General features: G+C 70.7%; 27 protein-coding genes. 3 read left to right on the forward strand and 24 right to left on the reverse strand.

Annotated features, from left to right (window positions below; translation table 11 throughout):
- Positions 1 to 4: 4 nt before the first annotated feature.
- Genes AB0I67_RS25540 through AB0I67_RS25550 form a run of 3 tightly spaced genes read right to left on the reverse strand, consistent with a single transcriptional unit; the run spans position 5 to position 890 of the window.
- A complete protein-coding gene (locus tag AB0I67_RS25540) occupies positions 5 to 301 on the reverse strand; it encodes a hypothetical protein (RefSeq protein ID WP_357927955.1) in 297 nt (98 codons plus the stop codon).
- Between the two features lie 20 nt (positions 302 to 321).
- A complete protein-coding gene (locus tag AB0I67_RS25545; RefSeq protein WP_357927956.1) occupies positions 322 to 543 on the reverse strand; it encodes a hypothetical protein in 222 nt (73 codons plus the stop codon).
- Positions 543 to 890, reverse strand: coding sequence for a hypothetical protein (locus AB0I67_RS25550; protein WP_357927958.1), 348 nt, complete (start codon positions 888 to 890; stop codon positions 543 to 545). Before AB0I67_RS25550 ends, AB0I67_RS25545 begins: the two co-directional genes overlap by 1 nt.
- Before the next feature lie 301 nt (positions 891 to 1,191).
- On the opposite strand from AB0I67_RS25550, the gene AB0I67_RS25555 reads away from it, so the two are divergent.
- Entirely contained in the window at positions 1,192 to 1,704 is a 513-nt protein-coding gene (locus tag AB0I67_RS25555) for a DUF4145 domain-containing protein (RefSeq protein WP_357928362.1), read from the forward strand.
- A gap of 3 nt (positions 1,705 to 1,707) precedes the next feature.
- On the opposite strand, the gene AB0I67_RS25560 is transcribed toward AB0I67_RS25555, so the two are convergent.
- The 12 genes from AB0I67_RS25560 to AB0I67_RS25615 all read right to left on the reverse strand — a co-directional run bounded on the left by AB0I67_RS25560 (position 1,708) and on the right by AB0I67_RS25615 (position 10,707).
- A complete protein-coding gene (locus AB0I67_RS25560) occupies positions 1,708 to 2,265 on the reverse strand; it encodes a hypothetical protein (RefSeq protein WP_357927959.1) in 558 nt (185 codons plus the stop codon).
- Entirely contained in the window at positions 2,265 to 2,537 is a 273-nt protein-coding gene (locus AB0I67_RS25565; protein ID WP_357927960.1) for a hypothetical protein, read from the reverse strand. The genes AB0I67_RS25560 and AB0I67_RS25565 overlap by 1 nt, the downstream gene beginning before the upstream one ends.
- Positions 2,538 to 2,603: 66 nt before the next feature.
- Complete coding sequence (locus tag AB0I67_RS25570) at positions 2,604 to 3,011, reverse strand: hypothetical protein (protein WP_357927962.1); 408 nt, start codon at positions 3,009 to 3,011, stop codon at positions 2,604 to 2,606.
- A gap of 40 nt (positions 3,012 to 3,051) precedes the next feature.
- On the reverse strand, positions 3,052 to 4,281 hold the full coding sequence (locus AB0I67_RS25575; RefSeq protein ID WP_357927963.1) for a phage major capsid protein: 1,230 nt from the start codon (positions 4,279 to 4,281) through the stop codon (positions 3,052 to 3,054).
- 74 nt (positions 4,282 to 4,355) lie between these two features.
- The gene (locus AB0I67_RS25580) at positions 4,356 to 4,991 is read right to left on the reverse strand and encodes an HK97 family phage prohead protease (RefSeq protein ID WP_357927964.1); all 636 of its coding nucleotides are present in this window, start codon (positions 4,989 to 4,991) and stop codon (positions 4,356 to 4,358) included.
- Positions 4,988 to 5,212 carry a hypothetical protein gene (locus AB0I67_RS25585; RefSeq protein ID WP_357927965.1) on the reverse strand — a complete coding sequence of 75 codons (225 nt, stop codon included), beginning with the start codon at positions 5,210 to 5,212 and terminating at the stop codon, positions 4,988 to 4,990. The genes AB0I67_RS25580 and AB0I67_RS25585 overlap by 4 nt, the downstream gene beginning before the upstream one ends.
- 8 nt (positions 5,213 to 5,220) lie before the next feature.
- Positions 5,221 to 7,227, reverse strand: coding sequence for a phage portal protein (locus tag AB0I67_RS25590; RefSeq protein ID WP_357928365.1), 2,007 nt, complete (start codon positions 7,225 to 7,227; stop codon positions 5,221 to 5,223).
- A gap of 37 nt (positions 7,228 to 7,264) precedes the next feature.
- Complete coding sequence (locus AB0I67_RS25595; protein WP_357927967.1) at positions 7,265 to 7,483, reverse strand: hypothetical protein; 219 nt, start codon at positions 7,481 to 7,483, stop codon at positions 7,265 to 7,267.
- Between the two features lie 11 nt (positions 7,484 to 7,494).
- Entirely contained in the window at positions 7,495 to 9,273 is a 1,779-nt protein-coding gene (locus AB0I67_RS25600) for a terminase TerL endonuclease subunit (protein ID WP_357927969.1), read from the reverse strand.
- A complete protein-coding gene (locus AB0I67_RS25605) occupies positions 9,245 to 9,727 on the reverse strand; it encodes a phage terminase small subunit P27 family (RefSeq protein ID WP_357927971.1) in 483 nt (160 codons plus the stop codon). The genes AB0I67_RS25600 and AB0I67_RS25605 overlap by 29 nt, the downstream gene beginning before the upstream one ends.
- 195 nt (positions 9,728 to 9,922) lie before the next feature.
- Positions 9,923 to 10,339 carry a DUF6221 family protein gene (locus AB0I67_RS25610; RefSeq protein ID WP_357927973.1) on the reverse strand — a complete coding sequence of 139 codons (417 nt, stop codon included), beginning with the start codon at positions 10,337 to 10,339 and terminating at the stop codon, positions 9,923 to 9,925.
- 14 nt (positions 10,340 to 10,353) lie between these two features.
- A complete protein-coding gene (locus tag AB0I67_RS25615) occupies positions 10,354 to 10,707 on the reverse strand; it encodes an HNH endonuclease signature motif containing protein (protein ID WP_357927975.1) in 354 nt (117 codons plus the stop codon).
- A gap of 63 nt (positions 10,708 to 10,770) precedes the next feature.
- Between AB0I67_RS25615 and AB0I67_RS25620 the strand changes: the two genes are divergently transcribed.
- The gene (locus AB0I67_RS25620) at positions 10,771 to 11,085 is read left to right on the forward strand and encodes a hypothetical protein (protein ID WP_357927976.1); all 315 of its coding nucleotides are present in this window, start codon (positions 10,771 to 10,773) and stop codon (positions 11,083 to 11,085) included.
- A 156-nt stretch (positions 11,086 to 11,241) separates the two neighbouring features.
- On the opposite strand, the gene AB0I67_RS25625 is transcribed toward AB0I67_RS25620, so the two are convergent.
- The 3 genes from AB0I67_RS25625 to AB0I67_RS25635 all read right to left on the reverse strand — a co-directional run bounded on the left by AB0I67_RS25625 (position 11,242) and on the right by AB0I67_RS25635 (position 12,318).
- Entirely contained in the window at positions 11,242 to 11,472 is a 231-nt protein-coding gene (locus tag AB0I67_RS25625; protein ID WP_357927977.1) for a hypothetical protein, read from the reverse strand.
- Positions 11,469 to 12,050: a hypothetical protein gene (locus tag AB0I67_RS25630; RefSeq protein ID WP_357927979.1), complete on the reverse strand. Its 582-nt coding sequence runs from the start codon at positions 12,048 to 12,050 to the stop codon at positions 11,469 to 11,471. The genes AB0I67_RS25625 and AB0I67_RS25630 overlap by 4 nt, the downstream gene beginning before the upstream one ends.
- A gap of 127 nt (positions 12,051 to 12,177) precedes the next feature.
- Positions 12,178 to 12,318: a hypothetical protein gene (locus tag AB0I67_RS25635; RefSeq protein ID WP_357927980.1), complete on the reverse strand. Its 141-nt coding sequence runs from the start codon at positions 12,316 to 12,318 to the stop codon at positions 12,178 to 12,180.
- A 114-nt stretch (positions 12,319 to 12,432) separates the two neighbouring features.
- Between AB0I67_RS25635 and AB0I67_RS25640 the strand changes: the two genes are divergently transcribed.
- Positions 12,433 to 12,666 carry a hypothetical protein gene (locus AB0I67_RS25640; RefSeq protein WP_357927981.1) on the forward strand — a complete coding sequence of 78 codons (234 nt, stop codon included), beginning with the start codon at positions 12,433 to 12,435 and terminating at the stop codon, positions 12,664 to 12,666.
- A 2-nt stretch (positions 12,667 to 12,668) separates the two neighbouring features.
- Here AB0I67_RS25640 and AB0I67_RS25645 read toward each other — a convergent pair whose 3' ends face one another.
- The 6 genes from AB0I67_RS25645 to AB0I67_RS25670 all read right to left on the reverse strand — a co-directional run bounded on the left by AB0I67_RS25645 (position 12,669) and on the right by AB0I67_RS25670 (position 15,882).
- Positions 12,669 to 12,917 carry a hypothetical protein gene (locus AB0I67_RS25645; RefSeq protein WP_357927983.1) on the reverse strand — a complete coding sequence of 83 codons (249 nt, stop codon included), beginning with the start codon at positions 12,915 to 12,917 and terminating at the stop codon, positions 12,669 to 12,671.
- The gene (locus tag AB0I67_RS25650; protein WP_357927985.1) at positions 12,910 to 13,443 is read right to left on the reverse strand and encodes a hypothetical protein; all 534 of its coding nucleotides are present in this window, start codon (positions 13,441 to 13,443) and stop codon (positions 12,910 to 12,912) included. Before AB0I67_RS25650 ends, AB0I67_RS25645 begins: the two co-directional genes overlap by 8 nt.
- Before the next feature lie 216 nt (positions 13,444 to 13,659).
- Positions 13,660 to 14,157: a hypothetical protein gene (locus tag AB0I67_RS25655; RefSeq protein WP_357927986.1), complete on the reverse strand. Its 498-nt coding sequence runs from the start codon at positions 14,155 to 14,157 to the stop codon at positions 13,660 to 13,662.
- A complete protein-coding gene (locus AB0I67_RS25660) occupies positions 14,154 to 14,495 on the reverse strand; it encodes a hypothetical protein (protein ID WP_357927987.1) in 342 nt (113 codons plus the stop codon). The genes AB0I67_RS25655 and AB0I67_RS25660 overlap by 4 nt, the downstream gene beginning before the upstream one ends.
- Before the next feature lie 14 nt (positions 14,496 to 14,509).
- On the reverse strand, positions 14,510 to 14,935 hold the full coding sequence (locus AB0I67_RS25665; RefSeq protein WP_357927989.1) for a hypothetical protein: 426 nt from the start codon (positions 14,933 to 14,935) through the stop codon (positions 14,510 to 14,512).
- Positions 14,932 to 15,882 carry a hypothetical protein gene (locus tag AB0I67_RS25670; RefSeq protein WP_357927990.1) on the reverse strand — a complete coding sequence of 317 codons (951 nt, stop codon included), beginning with the start codon at positions 15,880 to 15,882 and terminating at the stop codon, positions 14,932 to 14,934. The genes AB0I67_RS25665 and AB0I67_RS25670 overlap by 4 nt, the downstream gene beginning before the upstream one ends.
- Between the last annotated feature and the right edge of the window lie 158 nt (positions 15,883 to 16,040).

Consider the following 16,040-nt stretch of genomic DNA (forward strand, 5'->3'; position numbering starts at 1 on the left):
CGGATCAGGTGAGGGTGATCTCCAGGTGGTCACGCAGCGCGTGCAGGGCGCCCTCGCGCCGGTTGGCCGTGATCACCAGGGCGGTGCGGCCGGCAGGGACGGTGACCTTGGAGTCGGCTGGGATGTTCGCGGCGGGATCGCCCACGTAGGCGGTGGCCTCGCTGACGACTTCCTGGCCGGCGGCGTTGCGGACGAGCTGCCGCTTGTCCTGGACGTACGCGCGGTAGGTGACCGGCGCCCCGAACACGCGGCCGCCCGGCCCTGACCCGATGTACGGCTGGACGGTGATCGTGTGGCGCATCAGCCGGTCCGGGAGCATGGTCAGCCCGCGCGCTTCCGGGTCGGCTTGCCCGCCGTGGCGCTGGCGGCCGGCGGCGTGCTCGGCGCCGGGTCGTCGTCAGGGGCGGGCTCGGTGGCCACGCGCCAGCCGTTGGCGTTCTCCAGCGCGGCGAGGCCGAGCCGGGTGTCCTCGTAGGTGCCGTCCGGTGCGTAGCTCGTCTCGACCACGTTGCCGGCGTCGTCGACGCGTTCGTAGCGGCCCATCAGTCGAGCACCGCCACGGTCACGTTGGTCGGCGTGGTGCCGGAGTAGTTGAAGTGCACGGTGCCGTCGGCCTGCCGGTACTCCGGGCCGAACGGGCCGAACAGCCGGTGCTCGCCGGCGGGGATGGCGCCGCCGCCGTCGGCGACGGCGCGGTTGCCGCGGCCGACGGTCGCGGGGGTGACGAAGTTGACCGTCAGCGCGGCGTCGTCGCCGTTCTTGATCCAGACGCGGCGGTTGGCGGTCCAGGCGAAGCTGTTGCCGTCGGTCAGCTCGGCGGGGCCGTCGACGGCCTCCAGGTTGATGCCGTCCTCGCTGGACGGTGTGGGGGCGATCAGTGTTCGTGCCACAGGTTCTCCTGAAGACGGGCCCAGAGAATGCCGGGCGTGAAAGGATGCAAGGCTGCGCGTCAACCGGACTGACGCGAAGGGATCAAAGGACGTCTCGATGCACTACATGGATGCCGACACTGGCCACGGGGATGTCACTCACTACGGCTTCGACGCCAGGGCTAGAGCTGACGCTCACATGGAGGTCGAGTGCGGCCACTGTGGAACCCGAGTCGGTGCTGCGGTCATCGCGGCCGCGCCGGCTCGTCAGACCCAGATGCCTAGGGTGTGGTGGCTCCGCTGCACGGTCTGCCACATGGGCATGGTGGCCCACGCAAGAGGGGTGTACAGCCCTGGCTTCTCCGTCTCCCTTGTGATCGTCCCTGGTAGTTCCCCCGGCTCAAGCCTCCAGGGACTCCCCCGGTCCGTCGACGACGCCTGGGGAGAAGCGCGTTCCAGCCTCGGTGCGGGCTGCTACACGGCGTCGGAGATCATGTGCCGCAAGATCCTCATGTACGTGGCCGTCGATAAGGGCGAGCCAGCCGGCAAGACCTTCGCCCACTACCTGAGCGCTCTGGAGACCCAGGGGTACATCACGCCACCCATGAAGACATGGGTGGACAAGATCCGGCTGCACGGAAACGAGGCGAACCACGAGCTGCCGACCCCAGACAAGAAGCGGGCGGAGATGACGCTGGGCTTCACGGAGCAGTTGCTGCGCATCGTCTACGAGATGGAGCACCTGGCGAAGGCCTACACCAAGGCGATGGCAGCTCCGCCGAACGTGCCAGGCACGCCGGGCACGCCGCGCGGGCTTGGCGGATCTACTCCGTAGCTCTCAAGGACGTGCCCGGTAGAGACCGAGTGCGGAACGCTCGCTGGTGGTGGGGTTCATGCCGGGCACCGCGTACTTGACGGACCAGTCGCCCAGCCGCTCGGATTCCAGCCCGGCCGCGTTGTCCCACCCGGCCTGGGCCAGGCGCAGACAGATCGCCCGGACCTCGTCGGGGATCGGGTCCCAGCCGGCGGTGACCGTGGCGGTGATCGCGCGCTCGATGCACGGCCAGCGGCAGCGCAGCCGCCGCAGCCGCCCGTGTCGCGACCAGCGGTAGTCCACGTTCTCGACCAGGTCCGCTGGCGCCTGGTCGATGTCGTCGACCACGCTCACGTCGGTGACCGCGGTGACCGGCCAGCGCGGCAGGAGAAGCAGCTGCGTGCCGTTGCCGTCGAGTTCCACGGTCGTGGTGGCCAGGTCGAGCGGCTGGCCGGTCTCGCCGTCGATCACGCCGCTGGCCAGGGTGAGCACGAGCTCGGCGCGGGCCTGCTCGGCCGCGGTGAACGGGACGTCACCGCGGCCCATCAGGACGGCCAGCTGCTCCGGCGTCGCGTACGGCATCAGCTCGGCGGCGTCTCGGGCCCGCCGCCCTGGCCGTCCGCCGACTTCTCGGGTGTCTCGGCCTGGGCCTTGGCGGGCGTCTTGCCCGTGGTCCGCCTGCGTGTCTTGTCGGCCTCCGAGCGGCGGGCGTGCCGCTCCTCACCGGAGACGACCTCCTTGGCGAACCCGCCGGCGATGAGCGCCTCGGCCTTCTCCGGGGTGAACTTCGCCCGCTGCCCGGGCTGGACGCTGCGCTCATGGTCGGCGTACAGCGTGACCATCTCGACTTCCATGGATCTCTCCTCCGTGGTGGCCGGCCCGGCCCGGGCGTGGGGTGACCCGGGCCGGGCCGGGGTCGGCTAGTACGGCTTGCGACGGCCGCGCGAGCGCAGCACGGTGGCGTCGCACGGCATGGTGGGCGTGGTGCCGGCCTTGGCGGTGATCGCGACCCGGATGTAGCGCTTGGTGCCGCGGTATCCGATGAGGTGCACCTGGTCATCGTTCGCCGCGGCGATCACGGGCTCGGTGCCGTCGAGGTCGCTGTTCGCGACCGCGGTGAACGAGCTGTTGTCGTCGCTCTCCTGCACCTCGAACGTGAGACTGGCGCTGGCGCCGGCGATGACGCCGGCGTTGATGACGACCAGGGCGGAGTCGAACCCCGACAGGTCGACGCCGGTCCCGTTGACCGGGAGGGCCGGGTCGGCCTGGCTGGCGGGGGCCAGCGTGCGGGCGACGGAGATGTTGCTCTTCAGGTCCTGCCTGGACATGATCAGCCTTCCTGTGTGGCTCGGATGGTGGGGTGGCCGATCAGTTGGCCTCGGCCTGGATGCGGATGAAGGCCTCCTCCAGGACCGGCATGGCGTCGATCTCCTGGCGGCCGATGAAGCCGATCTGGTTGCTCTCGGCGTAGAGCTCGACCAGGCGCTGAACGTCGAACGCGAGGGTGTCGACGATCCAGTAGTTGGAGAAGTCGCCGAGCATGCCGACGTACGCCTCGTCGGCGATGGCGGCCGGCGCCCACTCCGACAGCACGTAGGGGATGTCGAGGATGGTGTCGGGCCGGTCGCCCGCGAGACCCGCCTGCCAGATGTACTGGTTGTCGGTGGTCTTCAGCTTGCGGATCTCGGCCAACACGGTCCGGTGGAACAGCCAGCGTGCGCGCGGGTGGTAGGCGGCCTTGAGCGCGAACTTGATGTCGATCAGGTCGTCCGCGGACGCGCCGTTGGTGGAGTCGAACCCCGAGCCGCTGATCTTGATGTCGCGGTCACGCGCGGTCGAGATGCCCTGGCTGGAGGCGGTGAACAGGCCGAGCGGCTTCTGGTTGCCGTCGCCGGTCATGAACGCCTTCTCGGTGGTGACCCCGAACTTGTACGCCATCCGCTCGCGGACGATCGTCTCGGGGTTCATCGCCGCGCGGCGCAGCAGCGTGCGGGAGATCTTGACGCGCTTGGCCAGCGGGTGCGGGCGGAGCTCGCGGGCGCCGAACCGCAGCGAGTCGTCCTGGTTGCCGGTGCCGAGCTCGGACGTCCAGTCGGCGTCGGCCAGGTCGGTGTCCAGGGTCGGCACGCCTAGGCTCTCGCCCTGGGTGAGGGTCATCACGGTGGCCAGGCCGCGCAGCGGGACCGCGTCGTCGATGTTCTTGATGAGCTGCTCGACCCAGTGCTGCGGGGCGACCAGGTAGCCGCCCTCGGGGTCGGACCCCATGTTGAGGGCGCGGACCTGCTCGGCGTTCAGGCCGGCTCGGCCGTCGCGCAGGAACGTCCGCCAGGCGGCCTCGGCCCGTGCGACGTCGTCGCCGACGCCCGGGGCCGGGTCCTTCTTCGGCGGGTTGCGGTCGGCGATGCGCTTCTCCTGCTCGCGCAGCTGCTCCTCCCGCTCGATGGTCCGCTCCACCCGGTCGGCCTGCTCCATGAGCCGGTCGAACTCGGTCTCCTCCTCGCCGGTCATGCCCCGGCTCGCCGCCTCGGCGACGTTCATGATGTCGCGCGCCTGCTTGGCTAGCCGGGCGCGCTCCTGCTTGAGGGCGTTGACGTCCACCCTTGCCTCCTGATCTGTGTTTTCGGGCAGCCGCCAGCGCAGGACCGGTGTCCTGGGGCGGAGACGACGTGGTGTTAGAGGGACGCTTCCAGCGCCCGTAGCCGGCGGGCTCGGTCGGCGGCCGCCGACTTGGCGGCCGGCGGCGCGGCCGCCGGCGGGAGGAGCCCCTGCAGGGACTCGATCGCCTGCCGTACCGCCTGCTGGTCGACGGCCTCGGTACGGCTGCCGCCGATCAGCGCCCGGGCCAGGGCCATGGACCGGTCGGGGTCGGCGATCGCGTCGGGGTCGAGCGGCAGCGGCACGACGCTGATCTCGTACAGCTCCCAGCGTTCCGGGACGCCCTGCTCATCGATGCCGTACGCGCCGAACCCGATGCTGACGGCGTTGAGGTAGCCCTTGCGGATCTTCCGGTCGACCTTGGCGGCGAAGTCGTCCTCCAGGTCGAAGTCCAGCGGGGTGCGCAGCCGGTCGCCGTCGACGGTCACCTCGACCGCCCGGCCGATCGGCAGCGAGTCGCGGCCCCAGTAGGTGTGGTCGTACATGACGACCGGGTTGGCCAGGTACCGCGCCAGGTCCAGGCGGTCCATCTGCAGGTTCAGGCCGTCGGCCTTGATGCCCGCCGTGGCGGCCGTGAACGGGATCGGCCCGCCCTCGGCGGCCCGGGCGTCGATCTCGGCGTAGCCGTACCCGCGAAGGTGACGCGTGCTCATGACATCCCCTCCATTTCGACCGAAGACTCTGCGATGTGGTCGGCGGTGTCACGCAAGGCCTGGACGATGGCGTCGCGGTAGGCGGCAGGATCCATGCGGGCCGTGAGCATGCCGTCGACCAGGGTCATCTGGACGGGCAACATGACGTCGGCGACGACCAGCTCCTCGGAGCTGTCACCGACGCGGATCCGAAGAGGGATTTTGGCGTGTGACAGTGACACGGCATCTCCTATGCGGGCTGGATCTGGCAGTCGCAGCCGGGGTGCAGCGGCGGGTGCTGCACGGTCCGGCTGATCTTCATCTGCTCGCCGAGGCCGAGCGAGCTGCCGGCGACGGCGAACGCCTCATCGATGCCGACCACCTCGCCATCGAGGGCGCTGCAGAACGGGCAGTCGTCCGAGCCGAACGTGAGCCACTTCAGCGAGGTGACGCCGGCGACCTTCCATACCTCGCGCGCCACGGCGTTGGGCAGCTGGGCTGCCTGCCAGCGCGCGATGCGCTCGGGCCGGCCCTCCACCCACGCCTGCAGCCGCTCGGCGAGCGCGGCCGCCGCGTCGGCCAGGCCGGCCAGGCCGGTCAGCTGGCCGAGCTCGGAGGCGATCCGGTAGCCGACGTGCGAGGCGACGTAGGCGTGCACCCACGTGTCCAGGTCCGGGACCTCGGCGCCGACGTCGGCGGCAGCGTCCTCGGCGATCGCCGCGGCGAACTCCAGGAAGATCGGCAGCCAGGCGTCGATCGTCGCCTGCCGGATCTCGCCTTCGTAGAGCTCCTCCAGCTCGGCGAGGAACGTGCTCATCGATCCGCCGTCCGCGAGGGCCTGGACGAGCGCGCCGACCTTGGTCTGCTCCATCTCGGCGAGCTCGCGGTCCACGTCGAGCAGGCGGGCGGCATACACCGCGGCGATCTCGCGGCGGGCCTCGATACCGCGGGCCCCGCGCAGCCGTCGCGGATCCTCCTCCGGGTCGCCGTCGTCCGGGTCGCCGTCCGGGTCCTCGTCGGGTTCCGGTGCCGGCGGTGCCGGCGCGGGCGGCGGTGTGGCCGCCTCCTCCGGGGTGGGGGCGGGCTTCATGTTGAGCGGCACGAGATACACCTCCCCGCGGCCGTCGGGCAGCGGGTTCTGGTTCTCCAGCTCCCGGATGTCGTCGGCCGACGCCCATCCCCAGTTCCGGGCGATCGCGTAGGCCTCATACCGGCTCTTGGTGTCGCCGCGCAGGAGCGCGTCGACCAGGTGCTCGGCGAAGTACGTCGGCCGCTCGGTATCGGTGAGGAGCCTCAGCCCGATCGCCTGCTCCCAGCGGACCAGCCAGATCCGCAGCGCGCTCGTCACGTAGTCGATCGCCTGGTGCTCGATGTTGGAGAACGTCGCGCGCTCGAGGTCGGCGAGCTTGTGCGGCGGGAGCCGTAGCCAGCGCGCCATCTCGGTGACCTGGAACTTGCGGGTCTCCAGGAACTGGGCGTCGTCCGGCGGGATGCCGAGGGCCTGCCACTCCAGGCCCTCCTCCAAGATGGCCACGCGGTGCGCCTGGTCCAGGCCGCGGTGCATGGTCTCCCAGTCGTCCTTCAGCCGCTTGGACGCGCCCTCGGATAGGCGGCCGGGGTGCTTGAGCACACCGCCCGGGCGGGCGCCGTTGGAGAACAGGCGGGCGCCGAACACCTCGGCGGCGACGCCCAGGCCGAGCGACTGGCGAGCCATGCCGATCACGGAGTAGCCGCGGATGCCGTCGCCGCCCAGTCCCTTGATGTGCAGGACCTCGTCCGGGTGGAGCATCGCCTTGATGCCGTTGACCGGGTCGTCGTAGCGGTACATCAGCTTGCCCTTGCCGGGCCGGTCGCTCGGGGTGAACTCCGGGTGCATGCGGTCGGGACGCAGCGGCCACAGTTCGACGACGTCGCCGGCGTTGTTGCGGATGATGTAGGCGTAGCCGTCGCCCCACGTGATCACGTGCCCCTGCAGCGTCTCGCGCAGCCCGACGGACGTCATGTAGGGGTTGGGCTGGTCGTGCAGCAGCGGGTACAGCGGGTGCTCGCTCGCGCGCCGCTTGCCCCTGGCCAGCCGCTCGTAGGTGATGAGCGGCAGCGAGGCCACGTCCTCGGCGATCACCCGCACGCCGGCGAAGTACGGCGCGTAGTGCAGCGCGGTCTCCTCGCTGACCCACACGCCGGCCGAGCTCGCCGACCCTCCGGAGAACCACTCCTCGACCCACCGTTCCGGGGTGGCCGGGCCCGAAGAGGGCATCACGGCAGCGCGCACCGCGCTGCGGATCAGGCCCACGTCAGCGGCCCGGCTGCTGGGCGGCCGCGGCCACGGCGCCGCGCTCGGCGGCCGCGGCCGCCCAGAGCACGCCGGCGAGCACGAGCGCGCCGTGCACGATGAGGGCCACGCCGACGCCGGCCACGAGGGCCAGGCCCACGGAGATGGCCAGCACCGCCCACACCCCGAGAGCGTCCAGGGCGTCGACACCCGCGACGACCTGGCGTAGCCGCTTCAGCATGGCCCACCTCCTCACAGCACGGTCAGGCCGCGCGACTCGTACACGGATTCGGACTCGGCACCGCGGCGGCGGCCGTCGATGCCGTACAGCAGCGTGATCATGCCGTCGATCCGCTTGCCGACCTTGTCCCGGTTCGGCTTCACCGGCCGCAGCCGCTCGGGGTCGTCGGCCGGGCTCTTGGCCTCCAGCGAGTCGGCCATCCACCGGGCGACCGGGTGGCCACCGTGCAGCAGCTCGCCGTCGTGCTTCTTCAGCAGACGGGCGAGCTCCTTCATGGGGTCGGTCATCCGCTCGTAGGTGGTGTTCGACTCGAACATGGTCAGGTTGGTGCGCTTGACGATCTCCTGCCGTACCGGCTCACCGGACCACTTGTCGTAGGTGACGTCGACGATGCGGAAGCGGTTGTGGTCTTCCTCGATCGCGTCGTAGATCGCGTCGTAGTCGATCGTGTCGCCGTCGGTCAGGGTGATCCAGCCGTCGCGCACCCACTCGCTGAACTTGCCGCCGGTGTGGTCGTCCAGGATCGGCGCCACCGACTCCGGGCACCAGAACCGCCACCAGGTCCACCCGTTGTCGAAGTGCAGGCACCAGGCGGTGAGGTCCAGCTTGCTGGACAGGTCGAGGCCGCCCCAGCACTTGCGGCCGTCGATCTTCGGCAGGATCCACTCCGAGGACGGAGCGACTTCGCCCGTGCAGGCGTCCCACTCGTCCAGGGAGATGTACCGGGTCACCTGCTGGACCCGGACGTTCAGCTGGAACTGCAGGAAGCCGTTCTCGGCCCGGGTCGAGGCCCGGGCGTCGACGGCCTGCCGGCGCATCGCCTCGCGGCTCTTGAAGTCGTCCAGCGCCGGGTTCGGCCACTTCCAGTTCCGCTCGTCGTACGGGTCGAGGGACACGGGCACGTCGGGGTGCCCGGCGAAGATGCGCTGTAGCCGCTCCAGTTGCTTCTTGGTGTGCGGGAACTTCCGCACGAAGGTGAACACGTGCGGCGCCCGGGCCGGGTCCTCCTGGATGCGCTCGGCGTCGTCGATCATCGCCGCGCCGAACGACGCGGAGTCGTTCGTCTCGGTCGTGGTGGTGAACATCAGCTCCTGCTCGCGGGCGCCGGCCGCGGTGACCATCGCGTTCCACAGCGCGCCGTCCGGCTGGGAGAGGACCTCGTCCAGGTTGAACCCGTGGGGGTTGTGGCCGAGCTCCTTGTCCGCGTCGCCGGTGATGGTCTCGTAGTGGCTGTGGGACTTCTCGTCGACCAGGCGCTGCTGGTCCTTCAGGTGCTTGAGGCGCTTGCTCAGCGCCGGCGACAGCTGGGCCATGCGGACGGCGGGCTCGAACACCTTGCGCGCCTGGACCTTGTCGGCGGCGGCCGAGTACACCTCGGCGAACTCCTCGTCGTCGCCGACCAGGAGGTAGAGCAGGATCGCCGCGGCGATCTCGCTCTTGCCGTTCTTGCGGGCGACGACGATGTGCGCGAGCCGGTAGCGGCGGACGTACCGCTCCCACTCGGCCGACCAGACGACCTCGCCGAACAGCGGGCGGGCGATCTCGTGCTCCTGCCAGAACCGCAGGATGAACGGCTTGCGCCGGTGCGGGCCCTTGGTGAAGACGAGCAGCTGCGCGCAGAAGAGCACGAACCGGTCGGCCCGGGGCTCGCAGTAGTGCGCGCCCTTCTTGGTGCAGGTCTTGCCGCGCAGCGTGTACCCGCACGGCGGGCCCTTGCGGTCGGCCGGCCGCCAGCGCCGGTCGTGATCCGTCAGGTCCCGGTCAGGTGAGGAGGTCCTCCGTCGGGTCACGGTGCCCGCCCCCTCCGATGCGCAGCTGGGATCTATCGCTGGGGGTGAGGCCGAAGCGGGCGCCGTACCGCTGCACCTGGGCGTCGGCCTCGTTCAGCACGAGCGTCCACGGGCTCTTCTGCAGCCGATAGCCGGCGACGTTCCCCATCGCGTCCATGATCGGGATGCGGTTGACCTCGCCGTGCTCGCGCAGTTCCTTCACCGCCTTGCGCCGGCGGGCGGCCGCGTCGCAGAAGATCGCGAACGCCTCCACATCCCACGCGGTCAGGACGCCCTTGGACTGCAGGTCGGGCGCGTACTGACGCCACACTGCGCGGGCGGTCACCGGCAGCCACGACGGGATCTTGATGTCGGCGGCCGCGGGCACCGGCTCGGCGTCGTTGATCCGGTCGGCGCGGTCGCCGTGGAGCAGCCGAAGGTTCGTCGGTTTGGGCGCCGGGCCTCGCTTACCCACCGTCACCACCCCCTCAAGATCATCCGGAAAAACGGGTCCCGAAACCTGTCACGCTCTCTTCGGGTTCCCCCCCGCGCGTTCGGGCTCCCTCCCGGCAGAGATCCGACCCGCCCCTCCCCCGGGGGCGGCGGTCACGAAGCGTGATGATCGGCGGGTGCCGAGCAGCACGTCAACGACGTGCTCGGTGGGGGTGGGCTAGTTGACCAGGCGCCAGATGGTCCTGAAGTCGGGGTGATCGCTGTATGGCGAGGCTAGGTCGACCAGATCGCTGCAGCCCGCGAATCCCTCGGCTTCCGCGCTCCAGCCATGGCCGCCTTCATCGCAGTAGCCAGAGCCGCTTCCGCAGTTCCGGTGCAGGCCGAGGGTTCGGCGCTTGGCCTCGACCTCGCGCATGACACGTGCCGGGTCGTGCCGAGCGATGTGCTCGGCCGCCTCGGGGGTGTGCGCGTCGATGTCCTGGAAGGTCCCCATCACCCACTGTTCCGCGCCGTGCGGGTCGGCGCCGGGGCTCCAGTGTGCGGGTGGTGCGCATCCTTTGGCCACGGGAACAGCGCGGGCTATGCGTGCGTCCTCGTTGAGGCGTGCGTCGATGAAGTCGATCAGTGAGCTCATCCGTCCATCGTTCCTCAGCGTGGCGTCCTGGGGTTGCCGAATCCTCCGTCGTGCTTGGCGGTCTTGCGGGAGTGGCAGGGGTGGCAGAGCGCCTGCAGGTTCCACTCCTCGTTGTTGGTGTTGTCGCCGTCGATGTGGTCGACGTGCTTGGAGGGCTCGCTGCAGCGGGGCGTCTCGCAGATGGGGCGCTGGCGGCGGATCCTCTTGGAGAGCTCGGCCCATGCCGCGTCGTAGCCCTGCTGGTAGGAGGAGGGTCGGGGCTTGCCCTGGGTGCGGCGGGGCGGGTGTCGGTGCTGGGGGCATCGGCCGTCGGTGGCGTGGTTGGGGCAGCCGGCCGCTGTGCAGCGGCGTGGGGCGCGTTTCGGCATGGGGTGGCTCCCTGATACCGGGTTGGTCACATCGGCCTCGTGGGGCGCTTTTGGACCGTTACGGTGACGGCGGATCGGGGGATCCTTCGGCATCAGGAGATCGGTGTGCATCCTGACCCTCAGCAGCCCCACTATGGGCAGCAGCCTCATCAGCCTTACCCCCAGCAGCAGCCGTATCCGCAGCAGCCGTATCCGCAGGCGGCGATGCCGTCGAGGAGCGTGCAGAAGCAGCGCGGCCTGTCGGGCAAGAGCCACGGCTTTCACCTGATGGTGACGATCTTCACGTGCGGCCTGTGGGGCGTGTTCGTGTGGTTGCCGCTGTGGATCTATCGGCTGGTGGTCCGGCGGAAGATCACGACGAAGCACTACTACGGCTAGATGCAGAGAGGCCGCGACGCCGGTGAACGTCGCGGCCTCCGAAAGACTGCCCAGGCCCCGACCCCCGCGGCCGGGCGCATCCACCTGAACCGGATTCCGGACGAATCTCGGCATAGGTCTGCTGGCACAGAATTAGGCCAGAAAATGCGGTGCTCGTCAACCAGGGGTGACGTAGGGGCTGGCGAGGTGGCCGTGACGTGCGGCGATGACGATGGCGTGGGCGTGCAGGATCGCGTCCTGGGCGTATTCGTCGGCTGGGCGTCCGCGGCCGCCGGTGCGCTGGCCGATCGCTGGCACCTGAAAGATCGTGATGAGGGCTCGTACCTCGTCCTCGGTCAGGGGCGGGTCGAGGTGTTCGGCGGCTTCTCGGGCGGTCCAGCCGGTCACGCCCAGTCTCTGCGGTACGTCGTCCGGCCGTCGGCCCATGTGATTCCGCCCTCCTGTCGGCCCTGGTCGAGATGGCCGCGCGGGCGGTGCCCGTTTTGGTCCTCGCATGTCCTATTGATGCACCATATGCGGCCATCTCCTACGAGGACACGCAGGCTGTAGGTGCCGCAGTACGGGCAGGGCGGGGGCAGCTGGCCGGGCAGTCGTGGGAGCGGTACGGCGCGCTCCTCGAGGCCGATGTCGGCGACCTGGCGGGCCGAGCGGATCCAGCGGGCGATGATGCGGCAGGCGGCCCGGGCGCGCTCCTCGGGGACGGCGTGGGCGAGCTGCTCGATCGCGCGGAGGGCGGCGACGGTGTTGCGGTCGCTGCCGCCGCGGCGCTCGCCGAGCCGGCCGGTCACGTCGCGGCGCATGCTGGCTTCCAGGCGGCGCGCCTCCTCGGAGATCAGGTAGAGGACGGGGCCGGCCTCGGGGTGCCAGGGGGCTGGGGAGTCGATGACGACGGCGTGGGTGGAGCCCGTGGCCGGGGTGGCCACGGGCTCCGGGAGCAGGTCGTACAGGGCTTCCAGGAGTGGCATGAGCTCGTCGACGAGGAGGGCGACCTCGAAGGCCGGGCTGGTCGACGGGGTGTGTCCCTCGGTGGTGGGGCTCAGGGCGTGCTCCTGGGTGGTGCGGTGGCCCGGGGTTTCCCCCGGGCCGGTGGCTCTACTGGGCGGCGAGGCGGTTGAGGCGGGCCTCGGTCTGGTCCATCAGCTGGATGTAGGCGGTCTCCCAGCGGCGGATCTCGGCGTTGTCGTTGGCGGCGCGGGCGGCGGTGAGGTTGGCGGTGATCTGCTGGATGTTCATTTCGTCTCCCTGTTTCGTAACTCCCTTATGAATTAAGTATGACCCACGAGCTCAGGTTTCGCAAGCTGCTTTCGCTACTATTTTTCGTAAGGGCGTTGCGCTAGATTAGATGGCATGAGCAGCGACCCCATCCCCCAGCACGACCAGACCGTCCAGGACCTGATCCGGCAGCTTGACGCGGCCAAGGCCGCCTTCTTCGCAGCGTGCGCCGACCGCGTCCGCAAGGGCCTCGACACGCCGGACACGCTCGCGGCACGCTCCTCGGTCACCGCGGTGACCATCCGCAAGGAGTTGCGAGCGCGGGGCGTCGGGGCGCTCCCCCGCGGGCCCAAGCCTCGGACGACGTGATTTCACGTCCCAGCCTGCTGGCGGCTCTTTTCGAGCGCGTGGGTTAGCTCGTCGTTAAGGGCCTGCTGCTCGTCCAGCTGGCGGTCACGGACCGCCAGGAAGACGAGCAGCACGCCGGCGGCCGCGCAGTAGACCCCTGCCTGGAAGCTGACGACGATCGCGACGCGGAAGGCGTCGAGTATCAGCAGCACACCCGCCGTGATCGAGCCGCGGCGCCTGCGAACCTTGGGCCGAGGGGACACATCAGTCATGATCAGCCTCTCCGCTGGAGCGCAGCTCCCGCATGTACGTGAACACCTGCTCCACACGGTCTTCGTCGAGGCGCCCGACCGCGCGCAGCGCCTCGGCGACGACCTGGTCCGACTCGGCAGCCTCGGCGGCCGAGAGCCAGACCAGGCTCATCTCGCGGGCCTCGGCGGCGGTCACGAGGCCGGAGAGGCGGCCACGGGTGATGCGAACCGCGCTCATCCGCTGCCGGGTGGAGCCGACGGGCAGCAGAGATATCGTGTGCGCGCTGCCGAAGGACTGGCGGCCGGTCTGGGTGTAGATCAGGGAGCCGGCGAAGCCGCCGGCGGTGCTGGGGTCGATGCCGAGCTGCAGCGTCAGGTGGAGAAGCATGTCGGCGTAAGCCGCGCACGTCATGAGATCGAGCGCGGTCGATCTGACGTGCTTGACGTCGGCAACCCAGTCCTGACCGCACCAGCTGATGAGGCAGCTCGGCGGCGCGTCAGGGTCCCGGTTCCCGAGGATGAAGATGGCGTCGGCGTCGGTCGTCACAACCCCGCCCCCGAATCCTGCCGTAGGGTCACCGCGGTGTCGGGCACATAGTCTCTGGCTCTCCCCGGGTGCCGGTCGCAGACGCGCTCCCAGCCGGTCCGCTCGAACCACCTCCACCCGCTGCTGAGGTTGACGCCGAAGACGCACAGCGGCTCTCGGCCTGGCCGAGGGGGCGAGGGCGGCAGCGGCCGGTCCTTCCCGGGGGCGCCCTTCGGCCTAGCCACGGCAGAGCGCCGCGTCGAGATCGGCGATGCACTGGCGAAGCACGTCGACGCGGACGCTCGCGGCCGCCGCGGTGGCGCCGTCGGAGGCGTCACGGTCGCAGACGGCCACCTGCAGCCGGTTGCACCACACAGCGCGCAGTTGGGCCAGGCGCTCGGCCACCTGGACGCGCAGCTCCCTGACCCCGGCCGCGTCGGCCACTCCGCATCCGACGCCCTCGACTCCGCCGCGACGCTCGACATCGTGCTTGATCGCGAGGTCCAGCAGGGTGCCGAGCGCGATGTGCGAGCCCCGCTTGGCGGCCGGGATCAGGTCGTACACGCAGTCGCCGACGGGGCAGTGGGTGTGGTCGTCCGGGCAGTGGCCAGGCGGGCACGTCAGGGTGAGCCGCGGGAGTTGGCCGGGCACGAGGTCCTCGGCGAACACGTGGTAGGCGTCGAAATCGAGCGGGGCCGCGGGCAGTTCGGCGAGCTCGGCGTGCGTGTCGGTCATCGTGTTGTCCATCCGGGGTAGCGGCGGGCGGGCGCCCGCCGGCGGGTACGAGGCCGGCCGGGCAGGCCGGGGAGGGCGAGCTGCCGGGGCGGCGGCTCGGTGCAGGTGGCGACGTGCGGCCGGTAGGTGTGCTCCCACGGGTCCGGCGGGCGGGCGTCGCGGCCGTTGAGCGAGCGGGACTTCCACCGGCCGGTGCCGTCGCGGGTGACGGCCTGGTTGCCGAGCTCGTCCGGCTGGGCGTCGACTGGCATCCGGCGGCCGTGCTCGGTCATGGTCCACAGCACCGGCTCGCCGCATCCGTGGGGGCAGGGTTCGAGGTCGTGGCGGGTGGGGATCACGGTGGCCTCCAGCGTCATCCCGGACTCGGATCGGTCAACGGGGGTTGACCCTCAGTTTCATGATCGTGCATAGATCCGTCCGGCGGAACGGCATTTCGGCTGACCAGCTGCAGGCGCGGCGCCTCGGCCAGGGCGTCGCTGACCCGCACGAGCACCGCGGCGCGCAGCTCGGTGAGCCCCTCGGCCACGTGCACCAGGTGCTGCGCGTCGCGCTGCCGGACGACGACGAACCCGGCCCGGGCCAGGACCTGCAGCAGGTCTGCGGACGCGGCGAGCATGACGTCGAGGTCCGGCGGGGCGACCAGGCCCTGATCGGCGGTCGCCTGCCGGGCGATGGCCCGGGCCACTGCCGTGACCGGGGCCGCGCGCAGGCCGAGCCGGATGTCCCGGCATTCCGGGCACATCCGGGGGTCGGCGCGGTTGTGCGGGCACCTGGTCATGCGGGCAGGCCCCTCGCGCGCAGCCCGGCCCGGGCCAGCGCAGCGCCTCGGGCGCTCGCCGCCACCGGATCCGGCGGGGTCGTCTGCACGGGTACGAACGTGCTCGGCGGCCGCCAGGCGACCTGGTCCGGCTCGGGCTCCAGGAGGAGCCGGTCCAGCCGCCAGCGGGCCAGCGCGACGGGGTGACCACCCTCCTCGATCCCGACGAGCGCCCGGCCGAGCTGCCCGGTGTCGTAACCGGCGACCAGCAGCGCCACGACGCGCGGTGCCAGGTACCACGGCAGCGAGCGCTTCGCCAGGAACCCGAGGGCCAGATCTCCGTACCGGGCCGGGAACTTGCGCAGCAGGCTGAGCACCTGGCCCGGGGTGAGCCAGATGTCCGCCAGCTCGTTCGTCGGTGCCTCCAACGGCGGGAGGGCGGCGAGACGGGTCAGCTCCTGGACGGTGGCCACCACCGACACCCCGGACGGGTCAAGGTCACAGGAGAAGGGGGTAACTGGTTCTATGTGCGGTTTTTCGGCAGATGTCACGACCTGCGGTTCTTCCGCGTTGTCGCAGGTCGTCACATGTGCGGTTTCCGGTGAGATGTGGGCCTGCTCAGCGGCCAGCGAGGCGTCCAGGAGGACCCACGCCTCGTGCGTCGCGGGCAGCCGCTCGGGGGTGTCGGTGACGACGATCAGGTGCTGCCACCGCCCCTGGCCGACCGAGCGGCGGGCCTGCAGCAGGTGGCCCGAGGCCGCCAGCTCGGCGTGGCCGGCGCGCATCTGGCCGATGCTCACGCCGTACGACTCGGCGACGCTCTCGCGGCAGGCGCCCGGTGCGGGCGGCCGCGTGAGGTAGCGCAGCAGCAGGCCGAGCGCCGCCGTGCCCAGGGCAGCGTTGGCCAGAGCCTCCAGGGTGTCGCTGGCGTGGGTGTAGGCCAGGACGAACGTTCCGGTCAGGGTCATGTGCCCGCCCGCGGGGGCTGGGCGTGTGGGGGGAGCCCGCTGGGGCTCGGCGCCGCCATGGTGGTGCTTGCCTCTCTACAGGTAGGAGCGCTCTCCGCTGGGGCCGGATGGCCGTCGAGCCACAGGAGCATGCCGATGATCAGGTTCCGGCTCGCGTG

This window comes from Nonomuraea sp. NPDC050310, assembly GCF_040655795.1.
In the GTDB taxonomy this organism is placed as follows: domain Bacteria; phylum Actinomycetota; class Actinomycetes; order Streptosporangiales; family Streptosporangiaceae; genus Nonomuraea.